The organism is Sphaerisporangium dianthi, from assembly GCF_042654065.1.
Classification (GTDB): Bacteria; Actinomycetota; Actinomycetes; order Streptosporangiales; family Streptosporangiaceae; genus Sphaerisporangium; species Sphaerisporangium dianthi.
The window spans coordinates 152,989-178,610 of the sequence record NZ_JBHSFP010000012.1 but is presented as its reverse complement, the minus strand read 5'-3'; the positions used below and the strand labels follow the sequence as shown (position 1 = coordinate 178,610).

The window sequence follows — 25,622 nt, the reverse complement described above, 5'->3', positions numbered from 1 at the left end:
GCCCGGGGCGACGTCCGGCGGCGGCGACCGGCGGCGTCTCCGGCGGCGGCTTCATATGACAGCGGCGGCGGTCACTTCCACCGGAAATAGACGAACAGGCGGCCGTGGTTCTTGGCGTCCTTGTCGATGCGGTGGTAGAGGGCCTTGATCTCCTTCTGGTCGAGGAAACGCAGCACCTTCTTCTTGAGCTGGCCGGACCCCTTGCCCGGGATGATCTCGACCTCGGTGGCCTTCTTCTGCACCGCCTCCTGGATGATGCCGCGCAGCGCCCGGTCGATCTCGCCGCCCTTGTTGTAGATGTCGTGGAGATCAAGCTTCAGCTTCACGACCGTGATTCTACGCGGCCCGCTTTGGAACGTTCTTCTAACTGCGGCGATCACAGCATCTAACCGTTCCATGTCCACATTTGGTCACATATTGCCTCTGATCGGGGGCTGTATCGATCTAGGCGGAAAAGTGGCGCGCATCTAGACTCCGTCTGAGTTCGGCGACCCTGACGGGTCGCCGGCCATGTGTCGCCCGACGGGGAGGGTGGGGTCCTTCCCGTGCGCGTACGGGTGACGCGGCTCCTCCATGCCCGCCGGGCGGCGAGTCCCGGTGGTTCACCAGGAGGTGTCGTGCGACGTAAGTCCCTTCCCACTCTCTTATCCCGGTCGCGCCGCGTCGCGGCGGTCGGCGCGGGTCTCGCGATGGTCGCGGTGATGAGCCCGGCCATGCCGGCGTCCGCCGACCCCTCGCCGAGCGCGGCGTCGGGCGCGGCGAGCCCCGCGACCGGTTCGACCAGCAAGTGGAAGGCCACCCCGCTGACCCCCGCCGGCCGCGTCCAGGGGGCCAAGTCCCCGAGCGGCAAGCTGGCCAAGAGCGATGAATCCCTGTTCGCGGCGACGTCGGCCAAGCCCGTCACCGTGGTCGTGAAGCTCGACTACGACTCGCTGGCCGCCTACAAGGGCGGGGTCGACGGTCTCAAGGGCACCAGCCCTTCGGTGACCGGCAAGAGCCTGGACGTCAACAGCGCCGCCGCCAAGCAGTACCAGAAGCACATCGAGAGCGTCGAGAACGCCTTCCTCGGCGAGCTCGGCAAGCGCGTCCCCGGCGCCAGGGCCGGCCAGAAGCTGCGCACCGTCTACGGTGGCATCGCGCTCAGCGTCCCGGCGAACAAGGCCGCCGAGCTGCTGAAGCTGCCCGGTGTCGCCGCCGTCCAGAAGGACGACCTGCAGCAGCCGCTGACCGACGCGAGCTCCGACTTCATCGGCGCCCCGGCGATCTACAGCAAGCTGGGCGGCAGCAGTTCCTCCGGCAAGGGCGTGATCTTCGGCTCCCTCGACTCGGGCGTCTGGCCCGAGCACCCGTCCTTCGCCGACCCGGGCGGCCTGCCCGCTCCCCCGGCCACCAAGGACGGCACGCCCCGGGTGTGCGACTTCGGCGACAACCCGCTGACGCCCGCCGCCGACACGTTCGCGTGCAACAACAAGCTCATCGGCGGCCGGCCGTTCATCGACACCTACAACCTGATCTACGGCGGCGAGGTCTACCCCGACAGCGCCCGCGACTCCAACGGGCACGGCACCCACACCGCCTCCACCTCGGCCGGCGGCCAGGTGGCGAACGCCAACCCGCTCGGCGTCAGCCGCGGCCCGATCCACGGCATCGCCCCGGCGGCGGCCGTGTCGGTGTACAAGGTCTGCGGCGCCGAGGGCTGCTTCTCCTCCGACTCCGCCGCGGCGGTGGGACGCGCCATCCTCGACGGCGTCCGCGTGATCAACTTCTCGATCTCGGGCGGCGCCGACCCCTACAGCGACCCGGTGGAACTGGCGTTCCTGGACGCCTACGCCGCCGGCGTGTTCGTCTCCGCCTCGGCGGGCAACGCGGGACCGGGCGCGGGCACGACCGACCATGCCGGGCCATGGGTGACGACCGTGGCCGCCTCCACGCAGACCCGTACGTTCCGCTCGACGGTGACGCTGACCGGGACCGGCGGCGTCCAGGCCACCGTGTCCGGCGCCTCGATCACGCCGGGCATCGCCGCGCCGCTGCCGGTGGTGTCGGCGGCGGCCGCGCCGTACTCCGACCCGCTGTGCGTGAACCCCGCGCCCCCGGGCCTGTTCACCGGCAAGATCGTCGCCTGCCAGCGGGGCCCCAACCGGGTGCTCAAGGGATTCGCCGTCAAGCAGGGCGGCGCGGCGGGCATGATCCTGTACAACGCGACGCCGCTCGACGTCATGACCGACAACCACTGGCTCCCGACCGTCCACATCGACCAGCCGGACAGCACGACCCTGCTGAACTTCCTGGCCGCCAACCCCGGCGCCAAGGCCTCGTTCCCGCAGGGCGCCAAGACCACCTGGCAGGGCGACGCCATCACGACGTTCTCCTCGCGGGGGCCGGCCGGCGACTTCCTCAAGCCGGACGTCACCGCGCCCGGCCTGCACATCCTGGCCGGGCACACCCCGACGCCCGAGTCTCCCCTGGAAGGCCCGCCCGGCAACCTCTACCAGGTGATCGCCGGCACCTCGATGTCCTCGCCTCACGTGGCCGGGGCGGGCGCCCTGCTGTTCGCCCTGCACCCCGACTGGACGCCGGGACAGGTCAAGTCGGCTCTGGAGACCACGGCCAAGACCTCGGTCACCAAGCAGGACCGCGTCACCCCCGCCGACCCGTTCGACTTCGGCGGCGGGCGCATCGACCTCACCAAGGCGGGCGACCCCGGTCTGACCCTGGACGAGACGGCGGTCAACTACGCGGCCTCCGCCGCCGACCCGCTGAACCGCATCGACCTCAACCTGCCGTCGGTGAACGCGCCCGTCATGCCCGGCATCATCACCGCCAAGCGGACGGTCACCAACGTCACCACCAAGACGCTCAACTACACCGCCTCCGGCACCGCGCCGAGCGGCGCCAACATCACGGTGCTGCCCCCGCTGTTCAGCGTGAAGCCGGGCAAGAGCGTCAAGCTGACCGTCGTGGTCACCGCACCTGACCTGCCCGACGGGCAGTACTTCGGCCAGGTGAACCTCAAGCAGGTCGGCGGCTCCAAGGATCTCCACCTTCCGGTGGCGTTCTACCGCCAGGAGGGCGCTGTGCCGGTCGACCAGACCTGCGCGCCGGCCACGATCGCCAAGAACACCGGCGAGTCCACCTGCACGGTCACGGTGGAGAACACCACCCTGAAGGACACCGAGGTCACCGCGCTGAGCACGCTCGACCTCAAGCTGCGGCTGAACAGCGTGACCGGCGCGACCAAGGTGGGCACCCAGATCGCCACCACCAAGGCCAAGCTGGCGGGGCGGCAGCCCGACCGGCCGGAGATCGCCCCGGGCACCGGCCCGGCGGGCTACCTGCCGCTGGACGCCTTCGGCATCACGCCGACCGCGATCGGCGACGAGGAGTCGGTGAACTTCAACGTCCCGGCCTTCACCTACGCGGGCAACAGCTACACCCGCATCGGCGTGGTCTCCGACGGCTACGCCGTCGCGGGCGGCACCAACGGGTCGGCGGACATCTCGTTCACCCCGCAGACCCTGCCCGATCAGGCGCCGCCGAACAACGTGCTGGCGCCCTACTGGACGGACCTGGACGGCACCGGGGCGCCCGGCATCCTCGCCGGCACGCTCACCGACGGCGTCGACACCTGGCTCGTCCTCGAGTGGCGCGTCAACCTGTACGGCACGTCGGCGCTGAAGGTGTTCCAGCAGTGGATCGGCGTCAACGGCGCCGAGGACATCACCTACTCCTACGATCCGTCCAACCTGCCCGGTGACCCCGGCGCCTCCTACGGGCTGACCGTGGGCGCCGAGAACGCCGAGGGCACGGCCGGCGACCAGATCTCCGGGCCGCCGACCGAGGACTACCGCGTCAGCAGCATCCCCGGCGCCCCCGGCGGCAAGCTGACCTACACCATGAAGGTCAAGGGCGTCGCCTCGGGCGTCGGCTCGGTCACGACCGCGACCTCCACCGACGAGGTGAAGGGCATCACCATCGAAGTAGACAAGATCACCGTCCAGTAGGCACCCAGGCGGGGCCCGGCGGCACCACCGCCGGGCCCCGCCGCACGCGCGGCGCCGTGGGCGCGGGCGGCCGGGCCGCCCGCGTCGTGGCCGGTCAGTCGGTGCCGGACTCCATCGCGGCGTGGTCGAGCAGCACGTCGTCCTCCGGGACCTCGCCGCGGGATGCGATCGCCTCGGCCCCGCCCTCGTGCATCGCGCCGATCAGCCCGGTCGAGGCCGCCTGCGCGGCGCCGATCAGCGTCGGGTGCCGGCTGCCGACCATGCCGATCGCCGCGTACTGCTCGAGCTTGGCGCGGGAGTCGGCGATGTCGAGGTTGCGCATGGTCAGCTGGCCGATGCGGTCGACCGGCCCGAAGGCGGAGTCCTCGGTGCGCTCCATGGAGAGCTTGTCCGGGTGGTAGCTGAACGCCGGCCCGGAGGTGTTGAGGATGGAGTAGTCGTCGCCGCGGCGCAGCCGGAGGGTCACCTCGCCGGTGACCGCCGTGCCGACCCAGCGCTGCAGCGACTCGCGCAGCATCAGCGCCTGCGGGTCCAGCCAGCGGCCCTCGTACATCAGCCTGCCCAGCCGCCGTCCCTCGTTGTGGTAGCTGGCGAGGGTGTCCTCGTTGTGGATGGCGTTGACCAGGCGCTCGTAGGCCGCGTGCAGCAACGCCATTCCCGGCGCCTCGTAGATGCCCCGGCTCTTGGCCTCGATGACGCGGTTCTCGATCTGGTCGGACATGCCCATGCCGTGCCGGCCGCCGATGGCGTTGGCCTCCAGCACCAGGTCGACGGCGGAGGCGAACTCCTTGCCGTTGATCGTCACCGGCCGTCCCTGCAGGTAGCCGATCGTGACGTCCTCGGCGGCCACCTCGACGGCGGGGTCCCAGAAGCGCACACCCATGATCGGTTCGACGAGTTCGATGCCCGCGTCGAGGTGTTCGAGCGCCTTGGCCTCGTGGGTCGCGCCCCAGATGTTCGCGTCGGTGGAGTAGGCCTTCTCTGTGCTGTCGCGATAGGGCAGGTCGCGTTCGAGCAGCCACTCGGACATCTCTTTGCGACCGCCGAGCTCGCTGACGAAGTCGGCGTCCAGCCACGGCTTGTAGACGCGCAGGGAGGGGTTGGCGAGCAGGCCGTAACGGTAGAACCGCTCGATGTCGTTGCCCTTGAAGGTGGAGCCGTCGCCCCAGATCTGCACATCGTCCTCGAGCATCGCGCGCACCAGCAGGGTGCCCGTGACGGCCCGCCCGAGGGGGGTGGTGTTGAAGTAGGCGCGGCCACCGGACCGGATGTGGAACGCCCCGCAGGCCAGGGCCGCGAGACCTTCCTCCACGAGGGCCGACCGGCAGTCGACCAGCCTGGCGACCTCGGCGCCGTACGCCGTGGCGCGCCCGGGGACCGAGGCGATGTCGGGCTCGTCGTACTGGCCGATGTCAGCGGTGTAGGTGCAGGGCACTGCACCCTTCTCGCGCATCCACGCGACCGCTACCGAGGTGTCGAGGCCGCCGGAGAAGGCGATGCCGACACGTTCACCGACGGGCAGAGAAGTGAGGACCTTGGACACGAGTAGAAGTATATACACACCAATGCATGACCATGCAACGCAGTCGCGACCATGACGCGCGATCTCCTTCCGGCCGGCCCTGGCACGGGAGGCCGGCGGCGCCGGGGCCGGGGCGACGCCCCGGCACGACCACCCGGTCGTACAGCGACTCGCTCATCCCCCCACTTCAGCTGACGCGGTCGCGGGGCCCCCCGTAGACGGGGTTGCCGTCCAGGCGGTGCTCGGTGACCAGGAGGCGGACGAGACCGGGGGTCCGCGTGGACTCCTCCGCCTCCCAGACGACCCAGCCGTCCCCGACCGGGGTCTTCTGGGTGCGGACGATGCCGTAGCCGCCGGGGTTGCCCGGGGGGATGCTCATGACGGCGAAGACGACCTTGAGCCCGCGCCGCCGCAGCTCCGGCAGCACCTCGCCCACGGTCTTCTCGTCCACGCGGAAACCGGCGAGGGAGCGCCCCTCGACGGTCGCCACCCGATAGGGCAGGTCGGACTCGGACAGTTTCCTGGTCGGTTCGGGGATGAGCGCGCAGGGGGCGACCGGGCCCTGGTACAGGATCGTGCTGGTGCGGCTGCCTCCGCCGGGGCTTTCCGAGATGGTCCAAACGAAGGTCTGACCGGGCTTGAAGAGCTTGGTGTCGATCCGCATCCGCCACCCGGAGCCGTCGTCGCCGGGGATGCCCTCCGGCACCGAGTACAGGCCGGCGGGCTTGTCCCGCACGACCGTGCCGCGCGGATCCCGGCACCACGTGCCGTGGGGGACGTGGTCGACGATGGCCGGGACGTCGAGGTCGCGCAACTGCCGGCGCAGCCCATCGGCGTCGCTGAAGTCACGGATCGTGACGTACACGATCCCGTCGGAGTCCTTGGTGACGGCGTACGAGACCGGCGTCATCCCTGCGCCGTCCCACAGCCGGCCGGGTCCGGCCGCGACGCCCGTCGCGAGCAGGGCGGCGGCTCCCAGCGCGAGGACCAGGCGGCGGCCGTGCCGGCGGGCGCGCCGTGGACCGGCGCCGGCCGTTCCCTGTTCCTCGGCCATGATGGCCGCGCGCAACTCGCGCGCCCCGGGTCCCCGTTCCGGCGCGCGCGGGGCGGGGTCGATGGCCCTGACCAGCTTGTCGATGTCGTTCACGCGTCCTCCATCACCGTGGTCGAAGGGGCCTGCTTCTCCAGCAGGGCCGCCAGCCGCCTGCGGGCGCGGTGCAGACGGGCGCGGGCGGCGACGGCCGTTCCTCCGACGACCCTCGCGATCTGCGCGCCGGTCAGCCCTTCCCAGCAGGCCAGGGCCAGGACCTCGCGGTCACGTTCGGGCAGCGCGTCGAAGGCGGCCCGCACGTGCGCCAGGTCGACCGGTGTCACCGGACGATCGGCGGCCAGTTCGTCCCGCAACCGCTCGGCGAGCACCGCCCGGCGCGACTCGCCGCGCCGCTGGTTGGCCAGCACACGCCGGGCCACTCCGTAGAGCCACAGCAGTGCGCGGTCGCCTTCGGGCACGTCGCCGATGCGCCGCCAGGCGGTCAGGAACGTCTCCGCGATGACGTCGGCCGTGTCGTCGGAGGAACTGGCACGGCGGGCGGCGTACTGGTGTATCGCCGGGTAGTACGCGTCATAGATCGCCTCGAAGCGATCTCGCTGTGTCACAGGATCTCCTAGCCGAAGGGTGCCGGACACATTGATAGATGTCCGGCATCTTCGGATGTGTTGCCGGGCCCCCTCCACGGTGACCGATCGGCGGCTCGGTACAGCCCGCGGCGCCCCGACCGGCTCGCCCCGTTCCGGTCTCCTACGTCCTTTCCACCTGGACGCGCGAGCGCCGGGGCGGCGTCCGTTCACCGAAGACGACCAGGATGCAGACGATGAGGCCGAAGGCGGCGAAGCCGGTTCCGGTTCGCATGAGGTTGAACATCTCCCACCGATCCAGGATCGCGGCATAGCCCGCCGGCGGCGAAGTGACGGCCCACTTCTCGATCAGCGGGTGGATGGGGACGTTGCCGAACCGGGTGATCAGGAACGTGGCCAGCACCAAGGTGGCCGAGCCGGCGGCGAGCAACCGCGGGACGGAGGCCGCCATGGCCGCCAGCGCCAGCGTGCTGAGCAGCGCCAGCGCCATCATCGACTGCATGACGACGCCGTTGACCTGCATCAGCGCCGCGTGGAAGGTCAGGCGCACCGGGATGGGCACGGCGTGGAAGGCGTAGACCACGTTCACGACGCCGTAGCCGAAGGCGCCCGCGAGCAGGCCGGTGGAGACGGCCGCCAGCGTTTTGACGAGTCGAAAGAGCACGATGCGAATCTCCTGGGAAGAGGTGCGCTCAGCGGGCGGACGATGACGGGCCACCAGCGGCCTCGCGCGGCAGCGCCGGGCACGGTGCGAGGAGTTCCGATCATCGCCGTGCGATGATCGCTCCGCGTCGTGCCACGGGATCTGGTTCGGTTACGCCGGGGAGCGCAGGGGTGGGCGGCGAGTACTCCACCGGGAGTAGCCGGGGTTCCGCCCCGGAGCGGAGGAAGCGCGGCCCGCCAGGCTCTACCGTGCTGGAATGGGGATTCTGCGCGAAGGGCGACCGGCGGCGGTGCACCCCGGGCGCCGATGGCGCCCGCTCGCCGTGGACGTCCTGGCGGCGGTGGTGGTCGCGGTGTTGCAGGTGGGCGGCGCCGTCTCACTGCCGGGCGTGCGCCCGCTCGACTACGCCCTCCTGCTGACCGGCACGGCGGCCGTCGCGGCCTGGCGCAGGGCCCCGGCCGTCGCCGTGGTCGTCGCGTCCGCCTGCATGCTGCTGTTCGGGCTGCGGACGCATCCGGGGCCGCCCGCCGCCTTTCCGGTGCTGATCACGGTCTTCGGCGCCGTCAGGGCGGGCCACCGGCTGCTCCCGGCCGTCGCGGGCACGGTGTTCCTCGCCGGCACCCTGGCCGGCAACCTGCTGACGAACGCGCCCGTCCGGCAGATCGGCGACCCGACGAGCCTGCTGATCGGCTGGTTCCTCGCGGCGGGCGTCGGGGGGACGGTCGCCCGGCACCGGAGCGCGTACCTCGAACAGGCGCAGCAGAGGGCGGCCGAGGCCGAGCGCACCCGCGAGGAGGCCGCGCTGCGGCGGGCCGGGGAGGAGCGGCTGCGCATCGCCAGGGAGTTGCACGACTCGCTCACCCACAGCATCTCGATCATCAAGGTGCAGGCCGGCGTGGCAGTGCACCTGGCTCGCAAGCGCGGAGAGAAGGTCCCGGAGGCGCTGCTTGCCATCCAGGAGGCCGGCGGCGAGGCGATGCGCGAGCTGCGCGCCACCCTGGAGGTGTTGCGCGACGACGCCGGGGAGCCTCCGGGCACCGGGCTGGACCGCCTGGACGACCTGGTCTCCCGCGCCCGCTCGGCCGGGCTGCCGGTCACCGTGCGGGTCGAAGGCCGGCCCCGTCCCCTGCCCGCCGCCGTCGATCGCGCGGCTTACCGGATCGTCCAGGAGGCGCTCACCAACGTCGCCCGGCATGCCACCGGGCACACCCGGGCCTCGGTGCGCGTGGGGTACGGCGCGTCCGAGCTGTCGGTCCTGGTCGACGACGACGGCCGCCTGCCGGCCGGCGCGCGCCCGGTGCCCGGCGTCGGCCTGACCGGCATGCGTGAGCGGATCACCGCCCTCGGCGGCCGCCTGCACGCCGGCCCCGGCCTCCGGGGCGGCTTCACCGTCCGCGCCGAGCTCCCCCTGCCGGACGTCGGGGACGTCCCGGCGGAGCTCCCTGCGGCGGACGCCGGAGACGTCCCGGCCACGCTTCCTCTGACAGACCCCGATGACGTCCTGACCGAGGTCCCCCCGGCGAACGTCGACGTCAAGGAGGTCCCGTGATCCGCGTGATCCTCGTCGACGACCAGGCCCTGATCCGCGCCGGCTTCCGCGCGCTGCTGGAGCCGGAGGACGACATCGAGGTGGTCGGCGAGGCGCCGGACGGCCAGAAGGGCGTCGCCCTGACCCGCGAGCTGGTTCCCGACATCGTGCTCATCGACGTGCAGATGCCGGTGATGGACGGCATCGAGGCGACGCGGCGCATCGTGGCCGACGCGCGCCTGTCGCAGGTCCACGTGGTGATCCTCACCAACTTCGGCCTGGACGAGTACGTGTTCGACGCGCTGCGCGCGGGCGCGACCGGCTTCCTGGTCAAGGACGCCGACCCTGCGGACCTGCTGCACGGCCTCCGCGTCGCGGCGCGCGGCGACGCGCTGCTCGCGCCGGCGATCACACGCCGCCTGATCGGCGAGTTCGTCGCCCGCCGGCCGCGGACCGTCCCGCCCGGGCTGCGCTCCCTGACCAACCGCGAACGCGAGGTGGTGGCGCTGGCGGCTCAGGGCATGACCAACGACGAGATAGCCGCGCACATGGTGATCAGCCCGTCCACCGCCAAGACCCACGTCAGCCGCGCCATGATCAAACTGCACGCCCGCGACCGCGCCCAGCTCGTCGTCTTCGCCTACCAGTCCGGGCTCGTCGCCCCGGACGGCACGGCGTGACGTGCGGGCGCTCGCCGGGAAGGGCGCGGCGCCTGTTCTCGCCCGTCGAGCGCCGGCCGGGTTCCGCGCCGCTCAGGGGTGCAGAGGTTTGGCGAAGCAGCGGCTGCTCTCGTGGAAGCGGTAGTAGCCGAACTTGGCGCAGAGCTCGTAGCCGCTCGAGACGTACAGGCCGATGGCCTCGGGCTGGGCGTCGCCGGTCTCCAGGACCATGCGGACGCGTCCCGTCGCGCGGGCGTCGGCCTCCAGGTGGGCCAGGACGCGGCGGGCAAGCCCCCTGCCGCGCAGCGCCTCCACCACGAACATCCTCTTGATCTCGGCGTCGCCGTCCGAATAGCCCTCTTCGCCCGCTTCCTGGGCGCGCCAGCCACCGGTGGCCGCGGCATGGCCGTCGCCGTCGTAGGCGATGACGTACAGGCCGTTCGGCGGCTCGAACATCGACGGGTCCAGAGGCGTCGCGTCGCCGTCGCTCTGGTAACGCCGGCCGTACTCGGCCTGCACCTCTTTGTTCAGCCTGACCGCGTCCGGATGGTCGAACGAGACACGGCGAATCTCCACTAGAGCGCCTTTCAGGGGGACAAAACGGCTCGCCGTGAAGATACCGCCCGGCCGTCGCCGCCCCTCAGGCAGGGCGGCCGGAATCCGCCCGGCTCAGAAATCCGAAACTTTCGGATGTTTCAGCGGCGTTTCTGCAGCGCAAGCGGGACTTAATCGGTTCACCATACCGAAACGTTCCACTGATCGATTGACACATTTCAAGGGCATTCCCACAATGGTCCACACGCGGGCCCTGTCCATCGTCGCCGGGTGAGCGACAGTGAACGCGCAGCTCAGAGTGGTCTCGCACGACCGCGCGCCGGCCGCCGCGACGGCGGCGTCCGGCGCGTGTCCTGTCCAGCCCAGGCAGGTCTCGAATCCCGGCGACCGGGCCACAGGCGACCGATCGATCCCCCATCTGTTCGCCCAGGCCCAGCACGTCCCCGACTTGATCTAGGAAGGGATCAAGGCACGTGAAACGACTCCTCAAGGCCCTGCTGGCCGCGGCGATCGTCCCGATCATCGCGGCGACCGCGCTGGTGCTCACCGGGCCGGCCTCAGCCGCTTCGCTCACGCGGGTGACGAGCTTCGGCAACAACCCCACCAACTTGAACATGTACATCTACGTGCCGGACAACGTCGCGGCCCGGCCGGCGCTGCTGGTCGCCATGCACTACTGCACCGGCACGGCGTCGGCCGTCTTCAACGGCTACGCCCGCGACTACGTCACCGCCGCCGACCGGTACGGGTACATCATCGTGTTCCCCGAGGCCACACGCAGCGGGCAGTGCTTCGACGTGTACTCACCGCAGGCGCTCAGGCGCGGCGGCGGCAGCGACCCCGTCGGCATCATCTCGATGGTCGACTACGCCAAGCAGCGGTACAACGTCGACTCCGGACGCGTCTTCGTCACCGGCTTCTCCTCCGGCGCGATGATGACCAACGTCATGGCCGCCGAGTACCCCGACGTGTTCGCCGCCGGCTCGGCCTTCATGGGCGTGCCCGCCGGCTGCTTCGGCACCACCGACGGCTCCACCTGGAACAGCCAGTGCGCCAACGGCCAGATCACCAAGACGGCGCAGCAGTGGGGCGACCAGGCCCGCGCGATGAACTCCGGCTACAGCGGCTCCTACCCGCGTATGCAGCTGTGGCACGGCACCACGGACGACACGCTGCGGTACCCGAACTTCGCCGAGGAGATCAAGCAGTGGACCAACCTCAAGGGCGTCAGCCAGACCCCCGTCGCCACTAGCTCCCCGCAGTCGAACTGGACCCGGACCCGCTACGGCTCCAACGTCACTCAGGCGCCGGTCGAGGGCATCAGCGTCCAGGGCGTCGGCCACTCGCTGCCGCAGAGCGGCATGGTCCAGTACGCCATCGCCTTCCTCGGCCTCGACACCCCGACGCCGACCCCCACCCCCACGCCGACCCCCACACCGACGCCGACCCCCACACCGACCCCCACACCGACTCCGACGCCCACTCCGACGCCCACTCCGACGCCCACTCCGACTCCGACTCCCTCGCCGACGCCGTCGACCGAGCCCGGCACCACGCTCGGCGCCGCTGCGGCCCGCAGCGGCCGGTATTTCGGCACCGCGATCAGCGCGAGCAAGCTGGGCGACTCGGCGTACACCACGATCGCGAACCGTGAGTTCACCATGGTGACGGCCGAGAACGAGATGAAGATCGACGCCACCGAGCCCAACCAGAACCAGTTCAACTTCAGCAGTGGTGACCAGGTCTACAACTGGGCCGTGCAGAACGGCAAGCGGGTGCGCGGCCACACCCTGGCCTGGCACGGCCAGCAGCCCGGCTGGATGCAGTCGATGGAAGGCAGCAACCTGCGCCAGGCGATGATCAACCACATCAACGGCGTGATGAACCACTACAAGGGCAAGATCTACGCCTGGGACGTCGTCAACGAGGCCTTCGACGACAACAACGGCGGCCGGCGCGACTCCAACCTGCAGCGCACCGGCAACGACTGGATCGAAGTCGCCTTCCGCACCGCGCGGGCCGCCGACCCCGCCGCCAAGCTCTGCTACAACGACTACAACATCGACAACTGGACCTGGGCCAAGACCCAGGGCGTCTACAACATGGTCCGCGACTTCAAGCAGCGCGGCGTGCCCATCGACTGCGTCGGCCTGCAGTCCCACTTCAACAGCGGCAGCCCCTACAACGCCAACTACCGCACCACGATCTCCAGCTTCGCCGCGCTCGGCGTCGACGTGCAGATCACCGAACTCGACGTCCAGGGCGCCTCGGCCACCACCTACGCCAACATCGTCAACGACTGCCTCGCCGTGCCGCAGTGCAACGGCATCACCGTGTGGGGCGTGCGCGACCAGGACTCCTGGCGCTCGGGCGACACCCCGCTGCTGTTCAGCGGCAGCAACAAGAAGCCCGCCTACGACGCGGTCCTCGCCGCCCTGAACGCCGCCGGCCCCGGCCCATCCCCCACGCCGACTCCCACTCCCACTCCCACGCCGACCCCGACTCCCACGCCGACCCCGACACCTACGCCCACCCCGACCGCCGGTACGGAGGCATGTTCGGCGGCGATCACCACGGTCAACAGCTGGCCGGGCGGCTTCCAGTCGACGGTGACGGTCCGCGCGGGCATCACCCCGATCACCGGGTGGACCGTGCGGTGGACCTGGCCCGGCGGGCAGACCATCAGCAGCCTGTGGAACGGCACGCAGACCGTCTCCGGCTCCAGCGTGACCGTCCGCAACGCCGCCTACAACGGCTCCATCGCGGCCGGCGGGTCCACGACCTTCGGCTTCACCGCCAACGGCACCGCGGCCACCCCCACCGCCACCTGCACCGCCCCCTGACCCGTCACCAGGTGAGCCGTCCGTCCGCACCGGACGGACGGCTCACCTCACCCGCCTCACCGCGACCGCGACCGCGACCGCGACAAGGACTCCGGTCCGGCCCGGCGTGCGGTGCTTCATGATCCCCCTTGGAATCGTGGTTCCGGTACATCCATGCAAGCAACGCGGCGAGCGCCGGGCCTTCACGATCCTTTCGCGTGGTTGCACAATCCTCTTCGCTCAGGTGGGAGTCACGGCAGCGCCGCCGCAGCGGGACCGGCTCCACCTCGCAGGCGTACCGCATCGACAGATGGGCGGAGCACCGAACTGGCGCCGGTACTCCCGGCTGAACCGGGACAGGTTGTCGTACCCGACGCGCCGGCCGACGCCGGTGACGTCGTTCGGACGGTTCGCCGACAGCAACCTCGCCGCCTAGCCGGGACGCGCATGCCGTTCCAGCAGGTCACGAAGCTCGTCCAGAAACATTCCATCATTGCGGCACACGAGCCGCCGACGGCCGGAGGAAGGTGCGCGAACACACAAGTCCCGTCCAGCCTCTGCCGAGCCTCGCCGCCATATCTGGTCGCCGGTCGACATGGCCACACAACGCCCACCTCCACCTGCCGCCCGGACGCACTCAGATCGTGCGACCGGCCGCACCGGGCGACCTGGGTCCCGGCCGCCGGTGCGCCGATCTCCCGATCACCGCGCCGCGTCCCGCGGCCCGCGCCGTTCTGTGAAGCTTTCATCACTCGATGGCGCCGACCGGAGGGTTCGCCCGGGCCGGGCCGCCTCCGATGGTCCGGCCGCGCGGGCGCGCCTACAGTGAGCCGGTCCGCCACGGCCGGCAAGCCCCTGTCCGCGGGCGGGCGCACCTCGCTCATAGCGGCGAGCCGGGCCTGAGCCCGCGGAGCCCGGCGTGAGCCCACCCGGAACGGCGGATCGGAGAGAGCGGATGAGGCGTCAGCGCGGAGGGGTCGTGCACCGGTTGGCGAGCGTGTGCGCTCTCGTGGTGGCCCGGACGGGCACCGCCCACGCCGGCACCTGGCGGTCGGCGGACGCGACCGGGTCGGGGCCGACACCGTGGGCGGGGGCGCAGAACGCCGAGGCGAACGCCCGCGCCACGCTCGCCTCGCAGGCCGCCCGGCTCGGCGAGGTCTGTACGAACATGACGGCGACCTCCACGTTGATCTACACGGCCCCGGGCGGGGCCGCGTACGTCTACAGCGCCACCGCGACCGGCTTGTGCGCGCCGGCCCCGCCGGCGCCCGCGTACACCGTCCCGCGCTCGGCCACCGCGCAGGGCTCGGGTGGCAACTCGCTGACGGCGCGGAACAACGCCGCCGCCGCGGCCCGTGCCGCCGTGCTCGCGGCCGGAGTCGACTGCACCGGCTGGACCACGACGTACTCCACGGTCTGGACCGCCCCGGACGGCTCCTGGTACATCTACAACGCCACCGTCACCGCCATGTGCACGACCTGACCAGCCTTCACCCACGCCCACCGAGCGCATGCGGGAAGCCGGGGTCGTGCCCGGCTCTCAGGCTCCGGCCGAAGGCGATGCCGCCCACCGGGAGAGATCGAGTGAACGAGCAGGCCTTCTATGCGACGGCGGTGACGACTGGCACCGTGCTGGGCCTGGGAATCGGTTCGCGGGCCGAGGACGTGGAACGCGTCCTCGGCCCGGATTTCCTGGACGACCCTGGCCGGGGCACCCTGCGGTGGGACTACGGTCTGGTGGAGTTCGGATTCGAGCAGGATCACGGGTGGACGTGCCGGCTGATCAGTATTCAGGTCCACCGGCTCGCTTCCCGGGAGGACGACACGGTGCCCGTCGCTCTGCGCGAGAAATACGGCACATTCGCCGCTTATATGCCCTACGAAAGCCTGCCCCCGCACTTGCCCGCATCGGCTACACCACTCACATCGATGTGGAGGATCCGCATGCGGGCCTTCGGGTCCTCCACATCGTCCAGACGGGAGCCGAGATCATCACTGTCATGGACAAAGACTCCGAACGTACAGGAGACCGCCCAGGCTTCGGCGATGTGTGGTCCATCTCGCTGTCGCGCGAAAATCGGTGAGACACGGGGCCTCCGCCCGAGACCAGACCCTCGACACAGGAATGCGTCCTCCGCGAGGTCGCGCGCCCGGCTGGTGATGGGTGCGGTCTCGATGTTGCGCATGCGCAGTCGCGGCCGGGTGTGGCCCTGAGGTGGCGCGAGGCGGGTCACACGTTGGTGCGGGCCTCCTCGACCTGGCGCATGATGCCTCGCGCGCCGCTGGCCTCGGCGATCGTGCCGGCCTCCTCGATCAGCGCGAGCGCGTCCTGCCGCCGGTCCTGACCTGCGGCGACGTAGGCCAGCCCGACCAGGTTGGCGGCCACGCCCGGCAGGAAGCCGAGCTCCCTGCGCAGCCGGGTGGACTCCTCCAGCCGCTCGCGCGCGGTGTCCAGGCGGCCGGCCATGTGCTCGGCATAGCCGAGGTGCCGAAGCGCGTAGGACGACGTCAGCTTGTCACCGGCCTCGGCCGCGAGCGTGTGGGACCGTTCGAGCGCGGGCAGCGCGGCGTCGCCGTCCTCCCGGACGACCTGGTGGCACACACCGATCCAGAACAGCGACTCGGCCTCGCCGCGCACGTCCCCCAGCTTTCGGTACAGGTCGGCGGCCCGCTCGAACAGTGCCAGTTCCTCCGTGCCGGCCAGATCCTTCGCGTCCTGCGTCGCCGCGCCGTGGCGGTCCATGAGGCGGGCGTGGATCACCCGGCCGCGGGCCAGCGCGAGATCGGCCTCGACCGCGTCCAGCTCACGGTCGGCGTCCTCCAGCACGCTCGTGTCGCCACCGAAGATGGCCCGGTCGTACATCGACCGCGCCCGCTCGACCCAGTTCTCCGCGCTCATCGATCGCCCCGCCTTTCCCGAATCCACCGCACCGCCGGTTCCCGCGATCATTGTCGCCCAGACGGCAGCTGGCAGACGGCATACGGTGGCGAACGCGGACTGGCGCCCCGCGGTGGGACGTGCGTCTTGCTTTCTGACTTGTGGGGATATGTGGCGCTAGGGGTGTTGCCGGGCGTGTCGGCGCGACTAGCCTTCTTTCGCAGATCTTCCGCCGATGGGGAGACGAAGGCGCGGGTGGCGCAGGGATGAGCGGACGGGTCGGCAGGCGCACGACGGTGACGTGGCGTCTTCTTCTCCCACCTCCGCGCCGACCGGCCGGCCGGGCGCCGGGCGAGGGGCAGGCGTGAGCGACCGGCCGGAGGCGGAGCGGAGGCGCCGTCGCTGGACGTCCGCCGTGTTGGGCGCGGGCAAGGCGCCGGGGAAGACCCGGGGCGCGGGAAGGGTTTCGCGCGAGCCCGAGCCCGAGCCGGTTCCCGTACCGGAGCCGGAGCCGCTCGCGGCGGTCCCCGCCGTCACCGCGGCCGACCGCGTTCGAGGGCTCAGGCTGCTGGGCTGGGTCACCGCCGTGGTGCTGGCGGTCGTCGTCGCCGCGTGGGCGGTGTGGGTCACCGGCCCGCCCACCGAGGCGGACCTGCGCGCGGAGGCCGGCCTGCTGGGCAGACGCGAACTGCTCATCGGAGTCAAGGACGACACTCCCGGCATCAGCCTGCGCAACTCCGCGACCGGCCGCTTCGCGGGTTTCGACATCGAGGTCGCCTACCTCATCGCCGCGGAACTGGGGTTCACTCCCGGGCAGGTGCGCTTCCTCGCGATCGAGACCGAGGACAGAGAGCGCATGCAGGCCCGCGAGGCGGACGGGCGGTTCGTCACCGTCGACCTGGTGGTGGCCACGTTCAGCATCACCCCGGCCCGCCTGGGCAATCCCGGAGTCAGTTTCTCCGCCCCCTACCTGGAGAACGAGCAGTCGGTGGTGACCGGCCGGAAGCACGGCAGGGTCACCGCGCTGGGCGACCTGCGCGGTGAGAAGGTGTGCACCCTCGGCACGTCCACCTCCGAGACCCAGGCCGCCGAGGCGGGGGCCGTGGTCACCGGCAAGAACCGGATCAGCGAGTGCATAGCGGGCCTGAAGAAGGGTGACTTCGACGCGGTCACCACCGACGCCGCGATCCTCGCCGGTTTCGTGTCCGCCGAGCCGTCCGTGTTGCGCCACCACGACATCGGCCTGACGACCAGCGAGAAGTGGGGCGTCAACACCGGCACGAACAAGGCTCTGCGCACCTTGGTCGACCTCGCCCTGTACCGGTCGTACGCCGACCCGAAGGACCGGCGCTGGGAGGACGCCTTCGACAGGTACCTGGGCGCGGCGCAGAAGACCAACCGGCCGCAGCAGGTCGCCGTCGGCGAGCAGCCGCGGGTGGCCGAACCGCAGGTGCGCAGGTGGCCGTGGGAACGGACCGTCCCCCGCCGATGACGGCCGGCCGACCCGACACCGCACGTCCGCGCCGCGGCAGGGCGGCGCCGCAGAACCAGCAGTGGCTGTTCGCGATGCTGCCGGCGTTCCCGCTGGTGCTCCTGGTGCTGCGGCTGTGGTACGCGGGCAGGCAGGACACCCAGACGCTGCTGCTGCTCGTGCAGTACGTCAGCCCGCTCGGCATGCTCAGCTCCGTCCTCATCATCGCGGTCTGGATCATTCCCGCGGTCGTGCTGACCGTCCGGGCCCTCGGCACTCTCTATCTGGTCAGCAGCGGCACCCCGTCGTGGCTGGTGCGGGTGGCCGACCGGGTGCCCGACTGGGTGGTGGTCCTGGCCGCCTTCGCGGCCCTGCTCGGCTGGCAGCTCCGGTTCCTCCCGGCCCTGCTGATGATGGTGCTCGCGGTCGCCGGGCTGTCGGTCCGGGAGCGGTTCCCCGGCCGCGTCACGGCGGTGCGTCTCGCGTGCGTGGTGGTCCCCGCGGTGGTCGCCGTCCTCGTCTACATCGCGCTCGCGCCGGCCCTCGTGGACGCGGTCTACGAGGGCGAGCCGGTCACGCTGGTGCTGCTCGGCCTGCCGCCCGCACTGGCCATGCTGCTGACCGGGCCGATCCCCCGTGCCCCCGCCTGGTTCCTCACCCACGGGATCGCGATGGCGGTGGCGGTCCTGTTGCCGATCATGGTGGGGGCGGTGTTCCTGAGGCTGCCGATCCTCCCGCTGGTCGCTGTGGAGGTCGCGGTGGAACCCAAGGGAGTCGCGGTGGAACCCAAGGGAGGGGAGCCGGTCGGGACGGCGTCACCCGACGCCGAGGAGGTGGCCGTGGTCGTGGGGTACGAGATAGCCGTGGACGACCGCATGTCCACGATGCTCGACCTCCAGGGCGGGATACGGTTCATCCGCAACGACTCCCTGGTCTCGAAGATCCTCTGCCCCGACCCCGGGGAGGTCCCGCGCAGCTGGGTGGATCTGCGCGGCTGGCACGTCGAGCAGAACATGGTCTCGTGGCTGGCCCCCGAGAGCGCGGAGCCGTTCGACGACCCCCGCTGCCAGGGCCACCCCCGCCCCGAGCGGTGATCGGCCTCCGCCCCGGCGACCGACCGCCCGCACCTGTCATCGGCCGTCAGCCGCCGGCCGTCGCGATGTGATCTCGGCGGGCGAGGGACTGGAGACCTGCGAGGATGAGGTCGGCGACAATGTCGGCGTGCTCGGCGACCGCCTCGGCCGCCATCGGGTCGCCGGGGCCGATGCGGCGGGCCAGCGCGGGCAGGCTGAAGGGCGCGGCCCCGCCGTGCGCGATGAGGAAGTGCAGTGTTCGCGCCGAGACCGGAGCGATGACCCCCTCATCGGCCAGCCGGCCCAAGGGCCGGGTCAGGGCGGCGAGCAGCGGCGCCACGTGATGGTCGTACAGGTAGTCCAGCCGCGGGCTGTCGGCGATGCCTTCGACGGTGACCAGGCGCAGGATCTCCGGACGCGCGGCGTGCACGAGGACGAAACGCCGGATGATCCGGCGCGTCTGCTCAAGCGGGCCGCCGGCGGTGTCGTCCAGCTCGGGCAGCAGCTGGGCGGCGACCTCGCCGAAGGCCCAGTCGACCGTGGCGTACCACAGCTTTTCCTTGGAGCCGAAGCGCTGGTGGACGAGGTTGTGGCTGACGCCCAGCTCGCGGTTGAGCGCGGCCACCGACGCTCCCTCGTATCCGTTGCAGGCGAACATGCGCAGGGCGCCGGTGAGGATCTGCTCGTGAGTGGCCGGGCACAGCTCCGCCGGCGGGCGGCCGGCGCGTGCCTTGGGGGTGCTCATCGTCACACCCTATCCAGGGAAATTGACACTCATCAACATATAGGTTGATACTCGTCAACATAGTAACGAACATGCATGTCAAAGCGGGGTTCCCCCCGCTGGAGGAGTTCCGTTGACCCCGATCACGATGTCCGTGCCACGTGCCCGTCACGCCGTCCCCGACGGTGGGGACAGCGTGACGACGCGCGATCACGAGCGGCGGGTCGGGGTCACCGTGACGGATCCTCACACGCCGGACCCCGGAGATCCGATACGGGTCGGTGGGTACCGCGTGGTGAAACAGCTGGGCGAAGGCAGCCAAGGGGCGGTCTTCCTCGGCGAGTCGCCCGGACGGGCGCCGGTGGCGATCAAGATGCTGCACCCCTCCGTCGCCGCCGACTGCGAGGTCAGGAACCGGCTCCGGCGCGAGGCGGAGATCGCCGCGAGCGTGGCCGCCTTCTCCACGGCCCGGGTTCTGGAGACCGAATTCACCGAGGAACGTCCGTACATCATCAGCGAGTACGTCCCAGGGCCGTCGCTGGAGCGGCTGGTCAAGGAGGACGGACCGCGGTCCGGCGGCGGGCTGGAGCGGCTGGCGGTCACCACGCTGACCGCGCTGGCCTCGATCCACGGAGCCGGCGTCGTGCATCGGGACTTCAAGCCGGGCAACGTGATCATGGGTCCGGAGGGTCCCGTGGTGATCGATTTCGGGATCGCGCTCGAGCTGAACGCGGGCACGAACGTCGCGGCGCCGGCGGGGACGCCTGCGTACATGTCGCCGGAGCAGTTCGCCGACCAGCCGCTCACTCCCACCTCGGACATGTTCTCGTGGGCGGGCACGATGGTCTTCGCGGCGACCGGGCGACCTGCCTTCCACCGGAGCACCGTGCCGGCGACGATGAACGCCATCTTCCACGCCGAGCCCGACCTCTCCGGCGTACCAGAGACGCTTCGACGGCTGGTCGCGGCCTGCCTGGCCAAGGACCCGGCGGCTCGTCCGACGGCCATGGAAGTCCTGTGCGACCTCGTCGGAGGCGCCCCCGAGCCGCTCCACGCCGTCACGGCCGCCCCGGCCGGCCGAGGCGTCCAGCCCGCCGGCCGGCCACCGCACCGGCACCGGCACCGGCACCGGGCCGAATCGCCCGCCCGCCGTCATCGGCGGGCCGCGGAGGGCAGGCACGCCGCGTCGCCGGCCCTGCTGACCGAGACGCCGGCCATCCCCTCGTCTCACCGGCGTGGCAGAGTCTCGGCCCTGGCCGTCGGCGCGGCTCTGGCAGTGGCGGCCGGCACGCTCTTCCTCACGTCGGTGTTCGACGGCCCGGCCGACGCCCAGTGCCGCCAGGTGGACGTCTCCGCCACGGTGTCGGAGTGCTCGGCTCGCGACGCGCCCCCGTCCAGCCCGACCCCGGAACCGTCACCGGCGCACCGGCGGAACAGCACGGACCTCCCGACCGATGGCGGCCGACCGTCGCGCTGATGAGCCGCGAACAGCGTCAGGTGGGCTCCCGCGCGGGGACGGCCGCACCGGTGTCCGGCCTGTCGGTGTCCGGCATGCCGGAAACCGGGATGCCGGTCTCCTGCTCGTCGGGCGGGTCGCTGAGTTGTTCGCGGAGGTAGTTCCACACCACGGCGATCAGGGCGGCGACCGGGACGGCGAGCAGGCTGCCCACGATGCCCGCCAGGTTGCCGCCCAGCGTCACCGCCAGCAGGATCACCGCCGCGTGCAGGCCGAGACCGCGGCTCTGCACCATGGGCTGGAACACGTTCCCCTCGAGCTGCTGCACGGCGACGATGATGGCGAGCACGACCAGCGCGTCCGGCCACCCGTTGGACACCAGCGCGATGAGGACCGCGACGAAACCGGCGAACAGAGCCCCGATGATGGGGATGAACGCCGAGACGAAGGTCAGGACGGCCAGGGGAAGAACCAGCGGTACGCCCACGATCCACAGGCCGAGACCGATGAAGACGGCGTCGAGCAGGCCCACGAAGGCCTGCGAGCGCACGAACGAGCCGAGGGTGTCCCAGCTGCGCACGGCCACGATCTGCACGTCCGTGGCGAAGCGGCCGGGCAGCTGGCGGCTCAGCCAGGGCAGGAACCGCGGGCCGTCCTTGAGGAAGAAGAACATCAGGAAGAGCGCCAGGACGGTGGTGACCAGGCCGTTGACCACCGTGCCCACCCCGGTGAGGGTGGCGGTGACGATGCTGCCGACGCTGGCCTGGATGCGCTTGACCCCGCTGTCGAGTGCGCTGCTGACCTGGTCGGCGCCGATGTTCAGCGGCGGCCCGGCGGCCCAGTCGCGCAGCTGCTGGATGCCGTTGCCCACACCGGCGGACAGCTCGCCGGACTGGGACGCCACCGGGACCGCGATCAGCACCACAGTGCCGACGGCGACCAGGAGGAAGAGGAGCGTCACGGCCGAGGCGGCCAGGGCGGGATGCCAGCCGTGCCGGCGCAGGAAGCGGGTCAGGGGCCAGGTCAGCGTGGTGAGCAGCAGGGCGATGACGAGTGGCCAGATGACGGACCACATCCGGCCCAGGATCCACAGGCTGACCGCGGTGATCAGCACGACGATCAGCATCTCCAGGGAGATGCGCGCCGACGTGCGCAGCGCGTTGCGGGTCTTCGTGGCATTGAGCGTGGCAGGCACAAGGACACCCTAGACATAGTCCGGCGGCCTCTCGCATCAGCGGCGAAAGATACGAATCTGATGGGAGAGGCCGCGAGCATTGATCATCAAGGAATGGCGGCCTTCGGTCAGAAGGCCTCGGTGTTGGTCCAGGCCCGGACCGAACCGTTCGCGGGTCGATGTCGAGGTAGTCTTCGCGGCCGTCGCCGTTGAGGTCGGCGAGGTGCTTGTTGCTCGTGTCGCCAATGGGCCGGCCGCCGGGCTGGGGAGCGGGGTCGAACTGGGCGCCGAAGCCGCCGGCGATGTTGCCCTGCGCGAACCAGTCGGGGGCGCCGAGACCACCGCCGTCGCCGGTGGGCGGTTCCACCCAGCCGGCTCCCTCGACCGCACGGATGCCGTCGTAGAAGACAGGCCCATCTTCCGGTAGCCGGTGTCGTTGGGGTGCAGGACGTCGACCAGATCCCCGGTGGTGACGGTCACATTGGGTGAGTCGCGGAAGATGCGGTCGATCAGGTTGCCCAGTCTGGCCGGAGCGCCCGCCGGGTCGACGTTCCGGTTCATGTCGTTGGTGCCGATGTGCAGCAGCACCACGTTCGGCTGGTAGGTGGCAAGGGCGTTGTCGGTGATCCGGTCGATGTCGCCGATCAGCCACCCGGGATGGCCTTCGTTGTCGTTGTCCGCCGCGCGGGCGGGGAGACTAAGAGAGGGGGCATGGTCGTGTCCTGCTTTCAACGGGGGGCGAGGGACGGGAATCTCGATCATGCTGCGCGAGGAGGTGCCGCCGGAATCCTAGATCGCCTATGTGTCATGCAGGGGCGAGGCTTCTCGCAGCAGGCCGGCGATCGCGGCGACGCCGGCCTCGATCGCGCGTTTCGGGGTGTCGCCGAAGCCGAGGACGAGTTGTGGCCCGGCCGGCCGGGCCACCCGGTGCATCCGCGCCATGCCGTACAGGCCGACGCCGCGTCGCCGGGCCTGCTCGATCAGCTCGTCTTCGTCCGTGCCTGCGGGCAGGTGCAGGATGGCGTGGAAACCGGCGGCGAGACCGGTGACGCGCAGGGCGGGAGCGTGAACGGCGAGGGCGGCCAGCAGGGTTTCCCTGCGGGCGGCGTATTCGGTGCGGGCGCGCCGGAGGTGCCGATCGTAGCGGCCGGACTCGATGAGCGTGGCGAGCGCCAGCTGGTCCAGGCCCGGGCTGCCGCGGTCGGCGATGAGCTTGCCGCGGGCCAGCGGGCCGAGCAGCCGTTCCGGGGCGATCAGCCAGCCGAGGCGCAGCGCGGGCGCGAGTGCCTTGCTGACGGTCCCGAGCGAGACGACACAGTCGGGCGCGAGCCCCTGCAGCGAGCCGACCGGATCGCGGTCGTACCGGAACTCGGCGTCGTAGTCGTCCTCGATGATCACGCCGCCGCGGCGCCGCGCCCAGGCGATCAGCTCCTGCCGGCGGTGCCCGGCGAGCACCACACCGGTCGGCCACTGGTGGGCCGGGGTCACGAGCACGGCCCGGGCCGGGGTGCGTTCCAGCGCGGCGACGTCGAGCCCGTCCGCGTCGACCGGGACCGGCACCGCGGCCATCCCGGCGGCGACCGCCTGCCCGGTCGTCGAGACGCCGGCCCCGGGATCCTCGAAGGCCAGAGCGTCGATGCCGTCGGCGGCGAGCACCCGCAGCACGAGCCCGAGCGCCTGCGCCATGCCGGTGCAGACGACGACCTGGTCGGCGCCGGCCGCGACGGCGCGCACCCGCCGCAGGTAGGCGGCGAGCACCTCGCGCAGCCGCGGCTCGCCGATCGGGTCTCCGTAGTCGAAGGCGGAGTTCGGGGCCGTGCGGCAGACCTCGCGGATCGCCCACGCCCAGTCCTCGCGCGGCGCGAGACGGAGATCGGGGACGCCGTGCCGGAAGTCGGCGACCGCGTGACGGGCCGGGGCGGGCGGGGCCGCCGGTGGCGGCGCGTCCGGGCGGGCCGCCGCGGCCGTCGCCACGCGGGTGGCAGAACCGGGGCGGCTGGTCAGGTAGCCCTCGGCCTGCAGTTGCGCGTAGCAGTCCTGGACCAGGCCGCGGGACAGCCCGAGGGCGCGGGCGAGCTCGCGCGAGGACGGCAGCCGCTCGCCGCCGGCCAGCCGGCCGCACCGGATGGCGTCGCGCATCTGGTCCTCGAGCTGCGAGCGGAGCCCGGCACCGCAGTGCCTGTCGATCGTGACGAGCAGTTCAGGACCCGAACCGGCCCACTCCACAGGCATGAAACCGGACCTTACCACTGACCCGGTTGCCCCATAACGTTCTCGGCATGACCACTGACCTCCGTACCCGGCCGGCCGCGCGGACGGGGCTCGTGTCCCGGGCACTCCTGCTGCGCTTCGTCTCCATCGTCGGCTCGTCGATCGGCTTCTACCTGCCGCTCTCGGTCGTGCCGCTGTACGCCGAGCAGGCCGGCTCCGAAAGCGGCGCGGGGCTGGCGACGGTCGCGCTGCTGCTGTCCACCGTGGCCTGCGAGCTGGTGACCCCCAGGCTGATCGCCCGGCTCGGTTACCGGTGGGCGCTGGCCCTGGGGCTGACCCTGCTCGGCGCGCCGACCATCATCCTCACCATGAGCGACGACATCCGGGTGATCGTCGTGGTCAGCGTCGTGCGCGGAGCCGGTTTCGCGATCGCCGCCGTGGCCGGCGGCGCCGTCACCGCTCTGCTCATCCCGGCGGATCGGCGTGGTGAGGGCCTCGCGCTCGTCGGCATCGTCAGCGGGGTGCCCAGCCTGCTCGCGTTGCCCGCCGGCGTGTGGGTGGCGGCCCACTGGGGCTTCGCTCCCGTGTTCGTCATGACTACGGTGGCCACGCTGCTGGCCCTGCTGCCCGTGCCCTGCCTGCCGCGCCGCGCCGCCGCGGCATCGGCGGGCGATCATCACGGTGTCGTCGCCGGCCTGCGCGACCCAACCCTGACCCGGCCCGCGACGATCTTCGCGGCGTCGACCGCGGCGGTCGGGGTGCTGGTCACCTTCCTCCCGCTCGCCACCTCCGGCCGGCCGGCCTGGGTCGCCGCGAGCGCGCTGCTCGCCCAGCCCGCGGCCTCCACCCTCGCCCGCTGGGTCGCCGGACGGCTCGGCGACCGGCACGGCTCGGCGTTCCTGCTGGTGCCCGGGCTGGTGCTGTCCGCCGCGGGCATGGCGGCGATCGCCGCCACCGGCACACCGGCGGCGGTGATCGGCGGGGCGCTGGTGTTCGGCCTCGGGTTCGGCGCGCTGCAGAACGCCACGCTGACACTGATGTACGCCCGCGTGCCGTCCGGTGGCGAAAGCGCGGTGAGCGCGATCTGGAACGCCGCCTACGACCTGGGCATGGCCGCCGGCGCGCTCGGCGCCGGGCTCGTCATCGCCTCGATCGGATACCCCCTGACCTTCGTCCTCACCGCCGCCGCGATCCTCCCTGCCCTGAAACTCGCCCACCGCGACCGCCGCCCATGAACGTCGAGCGC

21 protein-coding genes are annotated in these 25,622 nt (G+C 71.5%); 10 read left to right on the top strand and 11 right to left on the bottom strand.

Features of this window, described 5'->3' with window-relative positions:
* Positions 1 to 71: 71 nt before the first annotated feature.
* Entirely contained in the window at positions 72 to 326 is a 255-nt protein-coding gene (locus tag ACFO60_RS19565) for a Smr/MutS family protein (protein WP_380841922.1), read from the bottom strand.
* A gap of 291 nt (positions 327 to 617) precedes the next feature.
* Here ACFO60_RS19565 and ACFO60_RS19560 point away from each other — a divergent pair, with 291 nt between their 5' ends.
* Complete coding sequence (locus ACFO60_RS19560) at positions 618 to 4,004, top strand: S8 family serine peptidase (RefSeq protein WP_380841921.1); 3,387 nt, start codon at positions 618 to 620, stop codon at positions 4,002 to 4,004.
* 94 nt (positions 4,005 to 4,098) lie between these two features.
* On the opposite strand, the gene argG is transcribed toward ACFO60_RS19560, so the two are convergent.
* The 4 genes from argG to ACFO60_RS19540 all read right to left on the bottom strand — a co-directional run bounded on the left by argG (position 4,099) and on the right by ACFO60_RS19540 (position 7,825).
* Complete coding sequence (gene argG / locus ACFO60_RS19555) at positions 4,099 to 5,547, bottom strand: argininosuccinate synthase (RefSeq protein WP_380841920.1); 1,449 nt, start codon at positions 5,545 to 5,547, stop codon at positions 4,099 to 4,101.
* 166 nt (positions 5,548 to 5,713) lie between these two features.
* On the bottom strand, positions 5,714 to 6,673 hold the full coding sequence (locus ACFO60_RS19550) for a hypothetical protein (RefSeq protein WP_380841919.1): 960 nt from the start codon (positions 6,671 to 6,673) through the stop codon (positions 5,714 to 5,716).
* Positions 6,670 to 7,182, bottom strand: a complete 513-nt coding sequence (locus ACFO60_RS19545) for an RNA polymerase sigma factor (protein WP_380841918.1) — start codon at positions 7,180 to 7,182, stop codon at positions 6,670 to 6,672. The genes ACFO60_RS19550 and ACFO60_RS19545 overlap by 4 nt, the downstream gene beginning before the upstream one ends.
* A gap of 142 nt (positions 7,183 to 7,324) precedes the next feature.
* A complete protein-coding gene (locus ACFO60_RS19540; RefSeq protein WP_380841917.1) occupies positions 7,325 to 7,825 on the bottom strand; it encodes an anthrone oxygenase family protein in 501 nt (166 codons plus the stop codon).
* 256 nt (positions 7,826 to 8,081) lie between these two features.
* Here ACFO60_RS19540 and ACFO60_RS19535 point away from each other — a divergent pair, with 256 nt between their 5' ends.
* Together ACFO60_RS19535 and ACFO60_RS19530 are read left to right on the top strand one after the other, a co-directional pair.
* Positions 8,082 to 9,374 (top strand): sensor histidine kinase, encoded by a 1,293-nt coding sequence (locus ACFO60_RS19535; protein ID WP_380841916.1) that lies wholly within the window; start codon positions 8,082 to 8,084, stop codon positions 9,372 to 9,374.
* A complete protein-coding gene (locus ACFO60_RS19530; protein ID WP_380841915.1) occupies positions 9,371 to 10,033 on the top strand; it encodes a response regulator in 663 nt (220 codons plus the stop codon). The genes ACFO60_RS19535 and ACFO60_RS19530 overlap by 4 nt, the downstream gene beginning before the upstream one ends.
* Before the next feature lie 72 nt (positions 10,034 to 10,105).
* Here the strand turns inward: ACFO60_RS19530 and ACFO60_RS19525 are convergent, their stop codons facing one another.
* The gene (locus ACFO60_RS19525) at positions 10,106 to 10,588 is read right to left on the bottom strand and encodes a GNAT family N-acetyltransferase (RefSeq protein WP_380841914.1); all 483 of its coding nucleotides are present in this window, start codon (positions 10,586 to 10,588) and stop codon (positions 10,106 to 10,108) included.
* 452 nt (positions 10,589 to 11,040) lie between these two features.
* Here ACFO60_RS19525 and ACFO60_RS19520 point away from each other — a divergent pair, with 452 nt between their 5' ends.
* From ACFO60_RS19520 to ACFO60_RS19510, 3 genes are all read left to right on the top strand, one after another.
* Entirely contained in the window at positions 11,041 to 13,410 is a 2,370-nt protein-coding gene (locus tag ACFO60_RS19520; protein ID WP_380841913.1) for an extracellular catalytic domain type 1 short-chain-length polyhydroxyalkanoate depolymerase, read from the top strand.
* Between the two features lie 289 nt (positions 13,411 to 13,699).
* Complete coding sequence (locus ACFO60_RS19515) at positions 13,700 to 13,825, top strand: hypothetical protein (protein ID WP_380841911.1); 126 nt, start codon at positions 13,700 to 13,702, stop codon at positions 13,823 to 13,825.
* Positions 13,826 to 14,344: 519 nt separating this feature from the next.
* Entirely contained in the window at positions 14,345 to 14,872 is a 528-nt protein-coding gene (locus ACFO60_RS19510; RefSeq protein WP_380841910.1) for a hypothetical protein, read from the top strand.
* A 747-nt stretch (positions 14,873 to 15,619) separates the two neighbouring features.
* Here the strand turns inward: ACFO60_RS19510 and ACFO60_RS19505 are convergent.
* Positions 15,620 to 16,288 (bottom strand): hypothetical protein, encoded by a 669-nt coding sequence (locus ACFO60_RS19505; RefSeq protein ID WP_380841909.1) that lies wholly within the window; start codon positions 16,286 to 16,288, stop codon positions 15,620 to 15,622.
* Positions 16,289 to 16,631: 343 nt separating this feature from the next.
* Here ACFO60_RS19505 and ACFO60_RS19500 point away from each other — a divergent pair, with 343 nt between their 5' ends.
* Positions 16,632 to 17,759, top strand: a complete 1,128-nt coding sequence (locus tag ACFO60_RS19500) for a transporter substrate-binding domain-containing protein (RefSeq protein ID WP_380841908.1) — start codon at positions 16,632 to 16,634, stop codon at positions 17,757 to 17,759.
* Positions 17,756 to 18,832: a hypothetical protein gene (locus ACFO60_RS19495; RefSeq protein WP_380841907.1), complete on the top strand. Its 1,077-nt coding sequence runs from the start codon at positions 17,756 to 17,758 to the stop codon at positions 18,830 to 18,832. Before ACFO60_RS19500 ends, ACFO60_RS19495 begins: the two co-directional genes overlap by 4 nt.
* 46 nt (positions 18,833 to 18,878) lie before the next feature.
* On the opposite strand, the gene ACFO60_RS19490 is transcribed toward ACFO60_RS19495, so the two are convergent.
* Positions 18,879 to 19,556: a TetR/AcrR family transcriptional regulator gene (locus tag ACFO60_RS19490; protein WP_380841906.1), complete on the bottom strand. Its 678-nt coding sequence runs from the start codon at positions 19,554 to 19,556 to the stop codon at positions 18,879 to 18,881.
* Between the two features lie 271 nt (positions 19,557 to 19,827).
* On the opposite strand from ACFO60_RS19490, the gene ACFO60_RS19485 reads away from it, so the two are divergent.
* Positions 19,828 to 21,012, top strand: coding sequence for a serine/threonine-protein kinase (locus ACFO60_RS19485; protein WP_380841905.1), 1,185 nt, complete (start codon positions 19,828 to 19,830; stop codon positions 21,010 to 21,012).
* Positions 21,013 to 21,028: 16 nt separating this feature from the next.
* On the opposite strand, the gene ACFO60_RS19480 is transcribed toward ACFO60_RS19485, so the two are convergent.
* The 3 genes from ACFO60_RS19480 to pdxR are packed head-to-tail and all read right to left on the bottom strand — an operon-like array spanning position 21,029 to position 24,397.
* Positions 21,029 to 22,186 carry an AI-2E family transporter gene (locus ACFO60_RS19480; RefSeq protein ID WP_380841904.1) on the bottom strand — a complete coding sequence of 386 codons (1,158 nt, stop codon included), beginning with the start codon at positions 22,184 to 22,186 and terminating at the stop codon, positions 21,029 to 21,031.
* A 36-nt stretch (positions 22,187 to 22,222) separates the two neighbouring features.
* The gene (locus ACFO60_RS19475; protein ID WP_380841903.1) at positions 22,223 to 22,927 is read right to left on the bottom strand and encodes a GDSL-type esterase/lipase family protein; all 705 of its coding nucleotides are present in this window, start codon (positions 22,925 to 22,927) and stop codon (positions 22,223 to 22,225) included.
* A gap of 36 nt (positions 22,928 to 22,963) precedes the next feature.
* Positions 22,964 to 24,397, bottom strand: coding sequence for a MocR-like pyridoxine biosynthesis transcription factor PdxR (gene pdxR, locus ACFO60_RS19470; RefSeq protein WP_380841902.1), 1,434 nt, complete (start codon positions 24,395 to 24,397; stop codon positions 22,964 to 22,966).
* 47 nt (positions 24,398 to 24,444) lie between these two features.
* On the opposite strand from pdxR, the gene ACFO60_RS19465 reads away from it, so the two are divergent.
* Entirely contained in the window at positions 24,445 to 25,611 is a 1,167-nt protein-coding gene (locus tag ACFO60_RS19465) for an MFS transporter (protein ID WP_380841901.1), read from the top strand.
* The last annotated feature ends 11 nt before the right edge of the window (positions 25,612 to 25,622 follow it).

Excerpts from the sequence above, each read along its gene's own strand:
- ACFO60_RS19535 (WP_380841916.1), top strand. The coding sequence starts at position 8,082 with ATGGGGATTCTGCGCGAAGGGCGACCGGCGGCGGTGCACCCCGGGCGC.
- ACFO60_RS19495 (WP_380841907.1), top strand. The coding sequence starts at position 17,756 with ATGACGGCCGGCCGACCCGACACCGCACGTCCGCGCCGCGGCAGGGCG.
- ACFO60_RS19515 (WP_380841911.1), top strand. The coding sequence starts at position 13,700 with ATGGGCGGAGCACCGAACTGGCGCCGGTACTCCCGGCTGAACCGGGAC.
- ACFO60_RS19510 (WP_380841910.1), top strand. The coding sequence starts at position 14,345 with ATGAGGCGTCAGCGCGGAGGGGTCGTGCACCGGTTGGCGAGCGTGTGC.
- ACFO60_RS19465 (WP_380841901.1), top strand. The coding sequence starts at position 24,445 with ATGACCACTGACCTCCGTACCCGGCCGGCCGCGCGGACGGGGCTCGTG.
- pdxR (WP_380841902.1), bottom strand. The coding sequence starts at position 24,397 with ATGCCTGTGGAGTGGGCCGGTTCGGGTCCTGAACTGCTCGTCACGATC.
- ACFO60_RS19475 (WP_380841903.1), bottom strand. The coding sequence starts at position 22,927 with ATGATCGAGATTCCCGTCCCTCGCCCCCCGTTGAAAGCAGGACACGAC.
- ACFO60_RS19505 (WP_380841909.1), bottom strand. The coding sequence starts at position 16,288 with ATGAGCGCGGAGAACTGGGTCGAGCGGGCGCGGTCGATGTACGACCGG.
- ACFO60_RS19490 (WP_380841906.1), bottom strand. The coding sequence starts at position 19,556 with ATGAGCACCCCCAAGGCACGCGCCGGCCGCCCGCCGGCGGAGCTGTGC.